The 15,370-nt window shown below is 66.7% G+C and carries 13 protein-coding genes; 10 read left to right on the plus strand and 3 right to left on the minus strand.

Annotation, left to right across the window (positions count from 1 at the left end; translation table 11 throughout):
• Positions 1–52: 52 nt before the first annotated feature.
• Genes leuD through ACFTOW_RS19175 form a run of 3 tightly spaced genes read right to left on the minus strand, consistent with a single transcriptional unit; the run spans position 53 to position 2,858 of the window.
• Positions 53–658 carry a 3-isopropylmalate dehydratase small subunit gene (gene leuD / locus ACFTOW_RS19165; protein ID WP_379918774.1) on the minus strand — a complete coding sequence of 202 codons (606 nt, stop codon included), beginning with the start codon at positions 656–658 and terminating at the stop codon, positions 53–55.
• Complete coding sequence (gene leuC, locus ACFTOW_RS19170; RefSeq protein ID WP_379918776.1) at positions 655–2,052, minus strand: 3-isopropylmalate dehydratase large subunit; 1,398 nt, start codon at positions 2,050–2,052, stop codon at positions 655–657. The genes leuD and leuC overlap by 4 nt, the downstream gene beginning before the upstream one ends.
• Positions 2,052–2,858, minus strand: coding sequence for a GntR family transcriptional regulator (locus ACFTOW_RS19175; RefSeq protein WP_379918778.1), 807 nt, complete (start codon positions 2,856–2,858; stop codon positions 2,052–2,054). Before ACFTOW_RS19175 ends, leuC begins: the two co-directional genes overlap by 1 nt.
• A 145-nt stretch (positions 2,859–3,003) precedes the next feature.
• Between ACFTOW_RS19175 and ACFTOW_RS19180 the strand changes: the two genes are divergently transcribed.
• The 10 genes from ACFTOW_RS19180 (at position 3,004) to ACFTOW_RS19225 (ending at position 15,365) form a co-directional block, all read left to right on the plus strand.
• Complete coding sequence (locus ACFTOW_RS19180; protein WP_379918780.1) at positions 3,004–3,567, plus strand: tautomerase family protein; 564 nt, start codon at positions 3,004–3,006, stop codon at positions 3,565–3,567.
• The gene (locus ACFTOW_RS19185; RefSeq protein ID WP_379918782.1) at positions 3,564–5,252 is read left to right on the plus strand and encodes a hydantoinase B/oxoprolinase family protein; all 1,689 of its coding nucleotides are present in this window, start codon (positions 3,564–3,566) and stop codon (positions 5,250–5,252) included. The genes ACFTOW_RS19180 and ACFTOW_RS19185 overlap by 4 nt, the downstream gene beginning before the upstream one ends.
• Complete coding sequence (locus ACFTOW_RS19190) at positions 5,249–7,321, plus strand: hydantoinase/oxoprolinase family protein (protein WP_379918784.1); 2,073 nt, start codon at positions 5,249–5,251, stop codon at positions 7,319–7,321. The genes ACFTOW_RS19185 and ACFTOW_RS19190 overlap by 4 nt, the downstream gene beginning before the upstream one ends.
• Before the next feature lie 3 nt (positions 7,322–7,324).
• Complete coding sequence (locus ACFTOW_RS19195) at positions 7,325–7,945, plus strand: cysteine hydrolase family protein (protein WP_379918786.1); 621 nt, start codon at positions 7,325–7,327, stop codon at positions 7,943–7,945.
• On the plus strand, positions 7,942–8,811 hold the full coding sequence (locus ACFTOW_RS19200; RefSeq protein ID WP_379918788.1) for an isocitrate lyase/PEP mutase family protein: 870 nt from the start codon (positions 7,942–7,944) through the stop codon (positions 8,809–8,811). The genes ACFTOW_RS19195 and ACFTOW_RS19200 overlap by 4 nt, the downstream gene beginning before the upstream one ends.
• A complete protein-coding gene (locus ACFTOW_RS19205) occupies positions 8,808–10,172 on the plus strand; it encodes an FAD-dependent oxidoreductase (protein ID WP_379918790.1) in 1,365 nt (454 codons plus the stop codon). Before ACFTOW_RS19200 ends, ACFTOW_RS19205 begins: the two co-directional genes overlap by 4 nt.
• Positions 10,173–10,599: 427 nt before the next feature.
• Positions 10,600–11,298 carry an adenylate kinase gene (locus ACFTOW_RS19210; protein WP_379918793.1) on the plus strand — a complete coding sequence of 233 codons (699 nt, stop codon included), beginning with the start codon at positions 10,600–10,602 and terminating at the stop codon, positions 11,296–11,298.
• Positions 11,299–11,364: 66 nt separating this feature from the next.
• Positions 11,365–11,625: a DUF4212 domain-containing protein gene (locus tag ACFTOW_RS19215; RefSeq protein WP_379918795.1), complete on the plus strand. Its 261-nt coding sequence runs from the start codon at positions 11,365–11,367 to the stop codon at positions 11,623–11,625.
• A gap of 12 nt (positions 11,626–11,637) precedes the next feature.
• Positions 11,638–13,419 (plus strand): sodium:solute symporter family protein, encoded by a 1,782-nt coding sequence (locus ACFTOW_RS19220; protein WP_379918797.1) that lies wholly within the window; start codon positions 11,638–11,640, stop codon positions 13,417–13,419.
• Positions 13,420–13,544: 125 nt separating this feature from the next.
• Positions 13,545–15,365 (plus strand): DUF294 nucleotidyltransferase-like domain-containing protein, encoded by a 1,821-nt coding sequence (locus ACFTOW_RS19225; protein WP_379918799.1) that lies wholly within the window; start codon positions 13,545–13,547, stop codon positions 15,363–15,365.
• The last annotated feature ends 5 nt before the right edge of the window (positions 15,366–15,370 follow it).

Raw genomic sequence — 15,370 nt, forward strand, 5'->3', positions numbered from 1 at the left:
GTTGTGGGGGTCGTGCCCCCGGTTGGTGCCACCCGTTTGTCGGGGCGGGCGTTCATGTGCTGGGCCAGGCCCAGGGATGCGCCGCGCGACGCGCCGTGCGATACGCGGCGATTTCGGTGTGATGGCTGGCCGTCATGTCGATATCATCCCAGCCGTTCATCAGCTTGGTGCGCCGGATCGGGTCCAGATCGAAGGGATATTCCGCGCCGCCAATGGTCGCTATCGCAGCCTCAAGGTCGATTCGCGCCTGCGCCCTGCCATCCCCCAGCGCCGCGATCAGCGCCTCGACCTGCCCCTCCTCCATCCTTGCAGGCAGCAAGCCATTGTTCACCGCGTTGCCCGCGAAAATGTCGCCAAAGCTGGGCGCGATCACCGCGCGAAACCCGTAATCCACCAGCGCGTACACCGCCGCCTCGCGGCTTGATCCGCTGCCGAAATTGCGCCGTGCGATCAGCACCGTCGCGCCGGGGTGCCGGTTCAGCGGCATATCGGCCACCGGCGCGCCCGCGCCGTCGAACCGCAGATCGTGCAGCAGGTAATCTCCATACCCTTCCGTACGGGGCCGCGACATGAACCGCGCCGGGATAAGCTGATCGGTGTCGATGCTTTCCTGCGGCAGGGCCAGTGCGGTGCCGTCATGGATGCGCCAACCGCTCATGCCCGGCCCTCCAGCATCGGGCGCACATCGGTCAGTTCGCCCGCCACGGCGGCGGCGGCGACCATCGCCGGGCTCATCAGGTGGGTGCGCGCGCCGCGCCCCTGCCGACCCTTGAAGTTGCGGTTGGTGGACGACGCACAGCGATTGCCGGGCGCGACCAGATCGCCATTCATGCCCACGCACATCGAACAGCCCGCATCGGCCCACTCCAGCCCCGCATCGGTAAAGATGGTGTGCAGCCCTTCCTGCTCGGCCTGCTGCTTGACCAGCGCCGACCCGGGCGAGACCATCCCCGGCACACGCGCCCGTCGCCCCGCCAGAACGGCGGCGGCAAGGCGCAAGTCCTCAATCCGGCCATTGGTGCACGATCCGATAAAGACCTGATCCACCTTCGTGCCCGCCAGCGCCGCACCGGGGGTCAGCCCCATATACGCCAACGCCTCGCGCGCGCGATCTGCGCGGGCCGTCGGCAGGGTGGCCGGGTCGGGGATCGTGGCGGTGATCGGCATCGCCTCTTCCGGGCTGGTGCCCCATGTCACGGTGGGCGCGATAACGCCCGCGTCAATCTCGACCTCGCGGTCGAAAACGGCATCCGCGTCGCTGGCCAGCGCGGACCACTCGGCCACCGCACGGTCGAAATCCGCACCCTTGGGCGCAAAGCGCCGCCCGCGCAGATAGTCGAACGTTACCTGATCCGGTGCCACCTGCCCCAGCCGCGCGCCGCCCTCGATCGACAGGTTGCACAGGGTCATCCGGCCTTCCATCGTCAGCCCGCGCACCGCCGATCCGGCGTATTCGATCGCATGGCCCCGCGCCCCGTCTGCTCCCAGCAGGGCGATCCAGTGCAGGGCGATGTCCTTGGCCGTCACCGACGGGCCCAACCGCCCCTCGACCGTGATGCGCATGACCTTGGGGCGCGCCTGCCAGATCGTCTGCGTGGCCAGCACATGCGCCACCTCGGTCGCGCCGATGCCAAAGGCCAGCGCGCCGAACGCCCCGTGGGTCGAGGTGTGGCTGTCGCCGCAATTCACCGTCAGCCCCGGCAGGGTCAGCCCCTGTTCCGGCCCCAGAACATGCACGATCCCCTGACCGGGGTCGTGCAGGCCGAACAGCCGCAGTCCGTGAGTGGCGGCATTGCTGTTCAGCGTCTCGATCATGCGGCGAATGTCCGCCGCCTGAATATTGTCGCGCCCGCGTGTCGGCGCATAGTGATCGACCACCGCGAATGTCAGCTCCGGCTCGGCCACCGGCATGCCCCGCGCCGCCAGCTTGGCAAACCCGTGGTGCGAGCCTTCGTGCACCAGGTGCCGATCCACCCACAGCAGCGATGTGCCATCGTCCCGGCGCAGCACCTCGTGGGCATCCCACAGCTTGTCCAGCATCCGGCGCGCCATCACTCTGCCGCCTCCTGCTCGGGGGCGGGGGTGATCACCGGCTCCCAATGGCGGTTGTCGTCGCCGCCCACCCTGTTCAGCGTCATTTCCAGCCGGAACAGATCGGCGCGGTACAGGGCCGACAGGTATTCGACCCCCTGCCCGTCCGAATCCCGCACCACCCGGCGCAGCGACAGCAGGGGCGAGCCGACGGACACCCCCAGCGCCAGCGCCACATCGGGCGACGCCAGCGTGGCGCTAACCGACTGATGAGCCGCCTCGACCTGCACACCCGACCGCTCCAGCAGGCGAAACAGCGGCGTGGTGGCCAGATCGGCCTCGGTATAATTCGCGGCAATCGCCTCGGGCACATAGGTTGTCAGATGCGAGAATGGCCGGTCCTGCACCGAACGCACGCGCACCGCGGTCTGCACCCGCGCCTCGGGCTCCAGCCCCATTGCCTGCGCCACCGTGTCCGGGGCCGCGCCATAAGAGAACGACAGCAACCGCGCCGTCGTCGACTGCCCCATCGCCACCAGCTGCGGCATCAGAGAGGTGAAATCCGCCGCCACCGCCGCCGCGCCATCCTGCGCGCGCACCACCGTGCCCGACCCGGCGCGGCGCGCCACCAGCCCGTCGGCGTCCAGCGCATCCAGCGCCCGGCGCACGGTCACGCGGCTGACGGCGAACATCTCGGCCAGCCGCTGCTCGCCCGGCAGATGGCTGCCCGGCGGATAGGTGCCATTGCTCATCTCGTCGCGCAACAGCAGGTACACCCTGCGCGCCTTGCCGCCCTCCGGCAGTGATGTGCGATCCGTCCCGGCCACGTCGCCCCCCATTGGATTCTTGCAAAAGCCTATCAGCGGCCAACCCAAAATCAAGAAATCTATCTGCTTTGGTCGAAAAAATTTGCCCTATGCACAATCCAAAAGCTGTATTACAAAAAATACAAACGTCAGAGCAGGGGGCCGCATGCCGATCATCGAAACCCATATCCTCGAAGGATACAGCGACGCCGACAAGGCGCGGCTGGCAGGCGCGCTGACCAATGCCGCGCTGTCCGTCGTGCCCGCCACACCCGATGCGATCACCGTGATGATCCATGAGATGCCCCGCGCCCACTACATGCGCGGCGGAACGCACCGTGATCCGGCCCCGGCCCGGCCCGACGCCGCCGCGACCGTGCGCACCTATCTGGCCGCGATGGAGGCGCGCGACCTGCCCAATGCCCGCACCCTGCTGGACGATGGCTTCGTGATGAACTTTCCCGACGCCCCCGGCATGACCACGCTGGAAGATCTGATCGCCTGGTCCAAACCGCGCTATGCCTTTGTCAAGAAAACCTACGACAGCATCGAAACCCTGCAATCGGGCGAAACCGCGGTCGTCTATGCCATCGGCACGCTCTATGGCGAATGGCTGGACGGCACCGCCTTTGACGGCATCCGCTTCATCGACCGGTTCGAGCTGACCAATGGCAGGATCACCCGTCAGGACGTGTGGAACGACATGGCCGAGGTAAAGGTGAACGCATGACAGATATCGACCCGATCACCCTTGCCGTCCTGTCCGGCCGGATGGAACAGATCGCCGACGAGATGGACGCAACCCTGTTCCGCGCGGCCTTCAACCCGATCATCGCCGAGGCGCATGACGCGTCCCATGGCCTGTATCACGCCACCACCGGCGACACACTGGTGCAGGGCAAATCGGGGCTGCCGATCTTTGTCGGGGTCATGTCCTTTGCCGTCAAGGCGGTGATCGACAAGTTCGGCGATACGGTGGCGGATGGCGACATCTTCATCTTCAACGACGCCCATATCGGCGGCACGCACCTCTCTGACATGCGGCTGGTGCGGCCCTATTTCCGCGATGGCGCGCTGTTTTGCTGGCTGGCCAGCGTCGGTCACTGGCACGATGTGGGCGGCGCGGTTCCGGGCAACTACAACCCCGCCGCCACCGATGCCTTTGCCGAGGCGTTCGTGCTGCCCCCGGTCCGGCTGGCGAACGCGGGGCAGATCAACCAGGACATCATCGACATCCTGCTGCGCAACACCCGCCTGCCGCAATCGGCGCAGGGCGATCTGAACGGCCAGTTGGGCGCGCTGGATTTGGGCATCCGGCGCATGGATGAACTGCTGGGCGACTACGGGGCCGATACCGTGCGCGCGGCCCTCGATGCGCTGGGGGAACGGGCCGAGGCGCTGATGCGGGCCGAACTGACAGACCTGCCCGATGGCCGGTGGGAGGCGGTGGATTACCTCGACAACGACGGGATCACCGATGAACCGCTGCCGATCAGGGTGGCGCTGGAAATCCGGGGCGATCGCATGCTGCTGGACTTCACCGGCACCGCGCCGCGCTGCGCCGGGCCGGTCAACATCGCCTATCCCACCGCCGTTGCCACCGCCTATGTGGCGATCAAGCACATCTTTCCGATGCTGCCCGCCAACGCCGGCGTCATGCGCCCGATCGATGTGAAAATCCCCGACGGCTCGCTGTTGTCGGCCGAGTTTCCGGCCCCCGTGGGCGGCTATACCGAAACCATCCTGCGCATGATCGACGTGATGTTTTCGGCCATGGCGCAGGCCGCGCCGACCCGCGTGGTGGCCAACGCCTATGGCACGATCAACGCGCTGTCGATTGCGGGCAAACGCAGCAATGGCCAGCCCTGGGTGATGTTCTCGTTCTACGGCGGCGGCCATGGCGGCACGCCCGAGGGCGACGGGCTGAACCACGGCAACGCCCCGATCTCCACCGCGACGATCCCGCCGATGGAGATTCTCGAGGCCGCGTATCCGGTGATGTTCCGCCAATGGGCGCTGCGCCCCGACAGCGCAGGCGCGGGGACCCATCGCGGCGGGCTTGGCGCCGTCTATGAAATCGAGGTGCTGGAGGGCAACGGCGCCGAGGCGTTCCTGTTCGGCGAGCGCGGGCGGTTCGCCCCGAAAGGCGTGGCAGGCGGCGATCCGGCGGCGATGAACGTCTTTACCTATGAGCAGGCGGATGGCTGGCACAGCCCGCCGATGGCGTCGAAAATGCGCGGCATCAAGCTGGCGCAGGGGCAGGCCGTGCGGCTGGAAACCCCCGGCGGCGGCGGCTATGGCGCGGCGGGCGGGCGCGATCCTGCGGAGGTGGCGCGCGACGTGGCACAGGGCTTGCTGTCGCCCGACAAGGCAACCAAAACATACGGCATCGCATGGCAGAAGGTCGCACAATGAGCAAAGCAGAAGGCAGCACCATGATCGGCGTCGATGTCGGCGGCACCTTCACCGATGTATTCGTTCTGGACGAGGCGTCGGGACAGGTCCGCGTCGCCAAGGTACCCACCACCCGCCCCGACCAGTCGGGCGGATTTCTGGACGGCATTGGCCAGCAGGTGGCCGATCTGGCGACCGTGGGTGTCGTGGTGCATGGCACCACCGCAGGCACCAACGCCCTGCTGGAACGCAAGGGCGCGCGCATCGGCGTGATCACCACCCAAGGGCTGCGCGACGTGCTGGAAATGCGCCGCCGCGACCGGCCCCGCACATGGGGCCTGCGCGGCGATTTCACCCCCGTCGTGCCCCGCGACCTGCGGCTTGAGGTGCCGGAACGCACGCTGGCCGATGGCACCATCCGCACGCCCGTCGATCTGGATGCCGTGCGCGCCGCCGCGCAGACACTGCTGGATCAGGGCTGCGCCGCCGTGGCGATCCTGTTTGCCAACGCCTATGCCAACCCGGAAAACGAGGCGGCGGCGGTGGCCGCGGTCCGCGCGTTCTGGCCCAACAGCCATGTTTCGGCCAGCTCCGAAATCCTGCCGGAAATCCGCGAATATGAACGCTTCTCGACAACCGCGCTGAATGCCTATCTGCAACCCGAAGTCTCGGGCTATATCGACCGTCTGGAAACCGCGCTGAAAGGCGGCGGCTTCGGGGGCGAGTTCATGATCGTGCAATCCAACGGCGGCGTGATGGCGGTGGACACCGCCTGCCGCCTGCCGATCCGCACCGCCCTGTCCGGCCCCGCCGCAGGCGTTATCGCTGCGGGCTATATCGCGCAAACGGCGGGCTTTCCCGATGTCATCACCGGCGACATGGGCGGCACCAGTTTCGATGTCTCGCTGATCGCTGGCGGGCAGCAGGTGCTGTCACCCCAGACCAGCATCGACTTCGGCATGGTCGTGCGCACGCCCATGATCGAGATCACCACTATCGGCGCGGGCGGCGGCAGCATCGCCTGGGTCGACAAGGGCGGGCTGCTGAACATCGGCCCCGAAAGTGCCGGATCAAACCCCGGCCCCGTGGCCTATGGCCTTGGCAACACCCGCCCCACAGTCACCGATGCCAACGTCGTGCTGGGCCGGATCGACCCGGACAACCCCATCGGCGGCAAGCTGACCCGGCTGGACGTCGACGCCGCCCGCGCCGCCATCGACGCGCATGTCGGCCAGCCCCTGGGCCTTACGACCGAGGCCGCCGCCGAGGCGATCCTCACCGTCGCCAATTCCCGCATGGCAGGGGCCATCCGCCTTGTCAGCATCGAACGCGGCTTCGATCCCAAGCGTTTCGCCTTCATGCCCTTCGGCGGCGGCGGCGCGCTGCACACCGGCGCGCTGATCGCGGATGTGGGCCTGGCCCGCGCCATCGTGCCGCGCTATCCCGGCGTCACCAGCGCCATGGGCTGCGTCATCGCGGACATGCGGCAGGATTTCGTCCAGACCATCAACGCCCCGGTAGATCACCTCGACACCGACGCGCTGACCGCGTTCCTGCAAGATCACGTCACCCGAGGCCACAGCCTGCTGGACGCCGCGCGCAGCACATTTGTCGCCCGCGACATCGTGGTCGAGCTTGACATGGCCTACCTCGGGCAGACCCACACCGTGTCTGTCCCGCTGCACGTCACCGTCACCGATGGCACCGTCACACCGCCCACCCGCGCGCAGATCGCCCAGGCCTTCGACACCGCCTATCACGCCACCTATGGCCGCCTGCTGCCAAACGGCACCCGCCGCGTGATGAACCTGCGCACCGCCGTCATCGGGCGGCGGCCCAAGTTCGATCTGACCACGCTCGCCCCGCAGGGCGGCGACGTCGCCACCGCGCACAAGGGCCAGCGGCAGGTGCATTTCGGCGACACCTGGCACGACACTGCGATCTATGACCGGCTGGCCCTGCCTGTCGGCGCAAGCATCACCGGCCCCGCGATCCTGGAACAGCCCGACACCACCGTGCTGGTCGATCCCGGCCTGACCGCCACGATCGACCGGTTCGGCAACACGATCATCGACCGAGCAAAGGCATAGCCCATGGCCCATACCCCCGACATCATCCCGGCACGCACTGCCCTGCTGACAATCGACCTGCAAAACGATTTCATGCACCCCGAGGGCGCCTATGGCCGCGCGGGACAGGGGGCCGAGGCCATCACTGCCCTGCCCGACCGCATCGCGCCGCTGCGCGATGCCCTGCGCGCGGCGGGTGGCACCTATGTCAGCGCGCAGTTCACGCTGGTCCCCGGCCCCGACGATGAACCGTTGATCGCGCCGCACCTGAAACAACTGCGCCCCTTCCTGACCAAGGGCGATTTTGCACCGGGCGCGTTCGGGCATGCGCTGGTCGATGCGCTGCAACCGGCGGATTACACGGTGGAAAAGGTGGCCTATTCCGCGTTCTACCAGACCCGACTGGAATACATCCTGCGCGCGCTGGACATTGACATGCTGTTGATCGGCGGGATCGTCACCAACGGCGGCGTCGCCAGCACCCTGCGCGACGCGCATCTGCGCAACATCGACACCGTGCTGCTGACCGATGGCTGCGCCGCGTTCAAACCCGATGTGCACGATGCAACTCTGATCTCGCTCGGCTCGCTCGGCGCGCAGATGACCTGCGCCGAGGCTACACAGATGCTGGAGGGCGCGACATGACCCTGAAATCCCGCCTGACCCAACCGGAAATCCTGATCGCCCCCGGCGTCTATGACGGGCTGACCGCCACGCTGGCCCAGCAGGCCGGGTTTCAGGCGCTGTACCTGTCCGGGGCGGCCGTCGCCTACACCCGGCTGGGCAGGCCCGACATCGGCCTGACCTCGGTGATCGAAATGGCCGACACCATGACCCTGATCCGCGACCGGGTGGACCTGCCGGTGATCATCGACGCCGACACCGGCTTTGGCAACGCGCTGAACGCCCAGCGCACCATGCGGCTTTATGAACGCGCAGGCGCCAATGCCCTGCAGATCGAGGATCAGACATATCCCAAACGCTGCGGCCATCTGGCCGACAAATCCCTGATTTCCAAGGCCGAGATGACAGGCAAGATCGCCGCCATGGCCGAGGCACGCGCCAGCGACGACACCCTGATCATCGCCCGCACCGATGCCATCGCCGTTGAAGGGTTCGCCGCCGCCATCGACCGGGCCGAGGCCTATGTGCAGGCCGGGGCCGACGTGCTGTTCATCGAGGCTCCGCGCTCGGGCGACGAGCTGTCGCGCGTGGCCGACACCTTCAGGGGCCGCGTGCCGTTGCTGGCCAACATGGTCGAAGGCGGCGCGACCCCGATCCAGTCCGCGGATGACCTGCAAACTCTGGGGTTCGACATCGTGATCTTTCCCGGCGGCATCGTGCGGGCGCTGGCGCGCTGCGCCACCGACTACTACGCCTCGTTGCATGCCAACGGGTCGAACGCGCCCTTTGCCGACCGCATGTTCGATTTCGACGGGCTGAACGCCGCCATCGGCACGCCCGAGATGCTGGCCAAAGGGCAGCGGTTCGACGGCAAGGACGGCGCATGACTATCCTGCCCGCGCCCGACCGGTTTGATCTGTCCGTGCAAACGCTGATCATCGGCGGCGGCGCGGCGGGCATGGTGGCCGCGCTGGCCGCATTGGAGGCGGGGCAAGAGGTGCTGGTGGTCGAAGGCGACGCCGTGCCCAGCGGATCGACCGCGCTCAGCGCCGGGCTGATCCCGGCAGCGGGCACGGCACAGCAACGCGCGGCAGGGATCAAGGACGACGCCGAAACCTTTGCCGCCGATATTCAGGCCAAGGCCAAGGGCGAAAACGATCCCGCTCTGGTGGACGCGATGGCCCGCACCGCCGCCCCGGTGATCGACTGGCTGACCGACCGGCACGGGCTGCCCTTCTCGGTCGTCACCGATTTCGACTATCCCGGCCATTCCCGCCGCCGGATGCACGGGCTGCCCAGCCGCGCCGGGCGCGACCTGATCAACGCGCTGCGCGGGGCGGCCGAACGCGCAGGCGTCGATGTGATCTGCGAACGCCGGGCCGATGCCCTGTTTGCCGATGACGGTCGCGTCCTTGGCGCACGGCTGAGCCGCCCCGATGGCGGTGTGGAAACCGTGGGCTGCGACCGTCTGATCCTGGCTTGCAACGGGTATGGCGGCAACCGCGCCATGGTGGCCGAGCACATGCCCGCGATCCGCGATGCGCTGTGGTTCGGCCATGACGGCAACACCGGCGACGCGGTGACATGGGGGCAGCAGCTGGGGGCCGAGGCGCGCCACCTTGGGGCCTATCAGGGCCACGGCAACGTGGCCCACCCGCATGGCATCCTGATCACATGGGCGGTGATCATGGAAGGCGGCGTGCAGGTCAACAGCGCGGGCCAGAGGTTCTGGGATGAATCCCAGGGCTATTCCGAGGCCGCCCGCGCCGTCCTGTCCCAACCCGGCGGCGTGGCATGGGCCGTGTTCGACGCCCGCATCGCCGCCATCGCCCGCCAGTTCGAGGATTTCAAACAGGCCGAGCGTCAGGGCGCGGTGCGCTGGGGCGACGATGTGGCCGCCCTTGCCCGCGACACCGGCCTGCCCGCCGATGCGCTGGCCGCCACGCTGGCCGCGATTCCGCAGGGTGGCACCGATGGCTTTGGCCGCCGCTTTGGCGATGTGCCCCTGTCGCCGCCCTTTGCCGCCGTGCGCGTCACTGGCGCGCTGTTTCACACGCAAGGCGGGCTGGCGGTCGATCCCGTCACCGCCCGCGTCCGGCGCGCCGATGGCGGGCTGTTCGCCAATCTCCACGCCACCGGCGGCGCGGCCTGCGGCGTGTCGGGCCGGGGCGATGCCGGATACCTCAGCGGCAATGGCCTGCTGTCGGCGGCGACGCTGGGCTACCTGGCCGGGCGTGATTCGACCTGACCGGGCCAGACCCCGAATCGTCCTTCCCCAAGGTCACCTGACAGGCGGCATCAAACCCGCGACGCCGGTGCATATGGCATGTGCACGGGATGTGCATGATCGGTGCATGGCGGTTTTTCGGGACAATCCCGGTGCGGTCCGGCCCCTGCGCCGGTCGGAAAACCCCTTCAATTCAACGTGAGTAAACGAATTTACTGTTCATATTTTCAAACTGACCATATTTTTGACAAGAATATTCTTTCACTGCAATGCCCGTTAGCGAAATTTACAGAAATCGTCTAATTCAAAAGGTGGAATACCGCCAGTTGCGCCGAAGATGGAGCGGCTCAGCCAGCGGAGGAGGAGAAACAGGCGCCAAGGCACCAGCCAACGGCCCCGGCCCGACCTTTGGGTTGCGCCACAAGACATTGAAAATGGGGGAGTTTTCATGGACGGCTTCAAAGCACCCACACCCGCCGCGAACCTTGTGCTGCTTGGCCCACCGGGGGCCGGCAAGGGCACCCAGGCCCGCATGCTGCAAGATCGTTTCGGCCTTGTCCAACTCTCCACCGGCGACCTGCTGCGCGCCGCCGTCAAGGCCGGCACCGAGGCCGGTTTACAAGCCCGCGCCGTGATGGACCGCGGCGATCTGGTCAGCGACGACATCGTCATCGCCATTCTGCGCGACCGCCTGTCCCACCCCGATTGCACCAACGGCGTCATCTTCGACGGCTTCCCCCGCACCACCGTGCAGGCACAGGCGCTGGATGATCTGTTGGCCGACATCGGCAGCGCGATCACCGCCGCTATCAGCCTGGATGTGGACGACGCCGCGATGGTGGCGCGCATTTCCGGCCGCTACACCTGCGCAGGCTGCGGCGAGGGATATCACGACCAATTCAAGCAGCCCGCGGCCTTCGGCACCTGCGACAAGTGTGGCAGTTCCGAGATGACCCGCCGCGCCGACGACACCGCCGAAACCGTGCACCAGCGCCTAAAGGCCTACCACGCCCAGACCGCCCCGCTGATCGCGTATTACGAGGCGCGCGGCGTGCTGGCCCGTGTCGATGCCATGGCCGATATCGACACCGTGGCAAAAGACCTGACCGCGATTGTCGCACAGACACTTGCACCGACCGTCGCCTGAGACCGCGCGCGACGGATTTCCCCGTCGGCGCAGAGAGAAACCGAACAATAAGGGAGGGACATGACCTTGTCCGAGAAACAAGACAACAACGCCTACTGGCAGGCCAATGTCAGGCTGATCCTGATCAGCCTCGCGATCTGGGCGCTGGTCAGCTTTGGCTTTGGCATCCTGCTGCGCCCGTTGCTGGCAGGCATTTCCGTAGGCGGGGCCGACCTGGGCTTCTGGTTCGCGCAGCAGGGCTCGATCCTCGTGTTCCTGGCGCTGATCTTTTTCTACGCCTGGCGCATGAACAAGCTGGATGCCGAACACGGCGTCGGCGAAGAATAAGAGGCAGGACATATGGATCAATTCGTCATCAACCTGATCTTCGTGGGCGCGTCATTCGCCCTGTATATCGGGATCGCGATCTGGGCGCGCGCGGGCTCGACCAGCGAATTCTACGCCGCCGGGCGCGGCGTGCACCCTGTCACCAACGGCATGGCCACGGCGGCCGACTGGATGTCGGCGGCCTCGTTCATATCGATGGCGGGCCTTATCGCCTTTGTGGGCTATGACAACTCGACCTACCTGATGGGCTGGACGGGGGGGTACGTGCTGCTGGCCCTGCTGCTGGCACCGTATCTGCGCAAGTTCGGCAAATATACCGTGTCCGAGTTCATCGGTGACCGGTTCTATTCCAAGACCGCCCGGATGGTCGCGGTGCTGTGCCTGATCATCGCGTCCGTGACCTATGTGATCGGCCAGATGACCGGCGTGGGCGTGGCCTTTGGCCGGTTCCTTGAGGTCAGCAACACCACCGGCCTGCTGATCGGGGCCTGCGTCGTGTTCGCCTATGCGGTGTTCGGCGGCATGAAGGGCGTGACCTATACGCAGGTGGCGCAGTATGTCGTTCTGATCCTCGCCTACACGATCCCGGCGATCTTCATCTCGCTGCAACTGACCGGCAACCCGATCCCGGGTCTGGGCCTGTTCGGCACGCATGAGGCCAGCGGTGAGCCGCTGTTGGCCAAGCTGGACGAGATCGTGCGCGAGCTGGGCTTTGCCGAATACACCACGCACCATTCCGACACGCTGAACATGGTTCTGTTCACCCTGTCGCTGATGATCGGCACCGCCGGACTGCCGCATGTGATCATGCGCTTCTTCACCGTGCCCAAAGTGGCCGATGCGCGCTGGTCGGCAGGTTGGGCGCTGGTGTTCATCGCGCTGCTGTATCTGACGGCCCCGGCCGTGGGTGCGATGGCGCGTCTGAACATCACCGAACTGATGTGGCCCAACGGCACCGGCGGCGACGCGGTGGCGGTGCAAACCATCGAGACCGAGCAGGAATACCTGTGGATGAAGACCTGGCAAAAGACCGGTCTGCTGGATTGGGAAGACAAGAACGGTGACGGCCTGATCCAGTATTACAACGACGCCAACCCCGAAATGCAGGCAAAGGCGGCTGAAAACGGCTGGGCAGGCAACGAGCTGACCCGCTTCAACCAGGATATCCTGGTGCTGGCCAACCCCGAGATTGCCAACCTGCCGGGCTGGGTGATCGGCCTTGTGGCGGCAGGTGGCCTTGCGGCGGCCCTGTCCACGGCGGCGGGTCTGCTGCTGGCGATCTCGTCTGCGGTCAGCCATGACCTGATGAAGGGGCAGTTCACCCCGAACATCAGCGAAAAGGGCGAGTTGCTGTCGGCCCGGATCGCCATGGCGGTGGCCATCGTGGTGGCGACCTGGCTGGGCCTCAATCCTCCGGGCTTTGCCGCGCAGACCGTGGCGCTGGCCTTTGGTCTGGCGGCGGCGTCTATCTTCCCGGCGCTGATGATGGGCATCTTCACCAAGGTGAACAACCACGGTGCCGTGGCGGGCATGCTGGCCGGTCTGATCGTGACGCTTGTGTACATCTTCCTGCACAAGGGCTGGTTCTTCATCCCCGACACCAACAGCTTTACCGACGCAAACCCGCTGTTGGGCACGATCCAGTCCACCAGCTTTGGTGCGGTCGGCGCGATGATCAACTTTGCGGTGGCCTTTGCAGTGTCCAGAATGACCTCGCCGATCCCGCAAGAGATCGAGGACCTGGTCGAAAGCGTCCGCGTGCCCAAGGGCGCGGCGGCCGCGACCGATCACTAAGCACGAACAAGGGGCGCAGCGATGCGCCCCTTGCCTTGCGACGGCAGACATCACGGCATATTGCGCCACCTGATGCGTCTTTTAGACTGATTTCCCGTACCCCGACCGACCCAAGGAGCGCGCAGATGCCAGACGACCAGAGCCGCCTTCTGGACCGCGTGCTGGCCCATGCGCCGTTCGATCTGTTGCCGCCCGAGGCGCGGGCGGAGCTGACCGACGCGGTTACCTTTCACACCGCCAGGCCCGGCACCCTGCTGATCCGCGAGGGCGCGGTGATGGCCGGGCTGCACGTGATCCTTGACGGCGCGCTGGATATCTTGTCGGACAGTGGCGATGTGGTATCGCAGCGCGGGCCCGGCGACATGCTGGGCGAACGCGCGCTGTTTCGGGGCGGGCGGGCCACGTTGACCGCGCGCACCAGCAGCGCGCTGTCCTATGCCGTGATAGACACCGCGCGGTTTCTGGACCTGACCAACCGGTTTGCAGGCTTTGCCGAATGGTTCCGCGCCGCGCCCCTTGCCCGCGCCGCCAGCAGCGCCGACGCCTATGCCACCGGGCTGACCGCGCTGCGCGTGGCCGACCTGATGGTGGCCGACCCGGTCACCTGCGCTCCCGATCAGACCGTGACACAGGTGGCGCAGATGATGCGCGACCGGGTGATATCGTCCGTTCTGGTTATGGACGGAACGCAACTGGCCGGGATTGCCACCGTGCACGACCTGACCAACAAGGTGCTGGCCGAGGGGCTGGACGGCTCTATCCCGGTGGCACAGATCATGACGCCCGATCCGGTCACCATCGGCCCGGATGCGCTGGGGCTGGACGCTTTGGTCACACTTGCCGGGCGCAAGATCAACCACCTGCCGGTCGCGCAGGGGGGCCGGATCGTGGGGATGCTGGGGCGCACCGACCTGTTTCGCCAGCAGGCCACCACCGCCAGCCATATGGTCGCCGACATCGTGCGCGCCGACAGTGCCGAGGGAATGGCCCATGTGATGACCCGCGTGCCCGATCTGCTGGCGCATCTGGTCAGTGCGGGCACCCGCCACACCGCCATCACCCGGCGTATCACCGACCTGACCGATGCCATCACCCGCCGTCTGCTGACCTTGGCCGAGGAAAAGTTCGGCCCGCCGCCGGTGCCCTATCTGTGGCTGGCCTGCGGCAGTCAGGGGCGGCAGGAACAGACCGGGATTTCCGATCAGGACAACTGCCTGATCCTGGACGACGCGGTGCAGCCCGACCACGATGCCTATTTCGCGGCCCTGGCGCAATTCGTCAGCGACGGGCTGGACACCTGCGGGTTCTTCTATTGCCCCGGCGACATGATGGCCACGGCCACGCGCTGGCGGCAGCCGCGGCGGATCTGGCGCAGCTATTTCGCCAAGTGGATCGCCGAGCCGGACCCGCAGGCGCAGATGCTGGCCAGCGTCATGTTCGACCTGCGGCCCATCGCAGGCGAGTTTGGGCTGTTTGCCGACCTGCAGGACGAGGTGCTGGCCAAGGCGCGCGGCAATTCGATATTCGTGGCGCATATGGTGTCGAACTCGCTGAAACACACGCCGCCGCTGTCGCTGTTCCGGGGCTTTGCGCTGATCCGCTCGGGCGAGCACAAGAACACCGTTGATCTCAAGCTGTCGGGCGTGATCCCGGTGGTCGATCTGGCGCGCATCTATGCGCTGCGCGGGGCGCTTCCCACCGTCAACACCCGCGAACGCCTTGAAACCGCGCGCGAGGCGGGCGTGATCTCGACCTCGGGGGCGCATGACCTGCTGGATGCCTACGACCTGATCGCGATGACCCGCCTGCGTCATCAGGCCGAGCAGATCCGGCGCGGGGCCGCGCCCGACAACTTTCTGCCCCCCGGCGCGCTGTCGGAACTGGAGCGCAGCCACCTGCGCGATGCCTTCATGGTGATCAAGACCATGCAATCGGCGCTTGGATAAGGACA

The organism is Lacimonas salitolerans, from assembly GCF_042677865.1.
GTDB lineage: Bacteria > Pseudomonadota > Alphaproteobacteria > Rhodobacterales > Rhodobacteraceae > Lutimaribacter > Lutimaribacter salitolerans.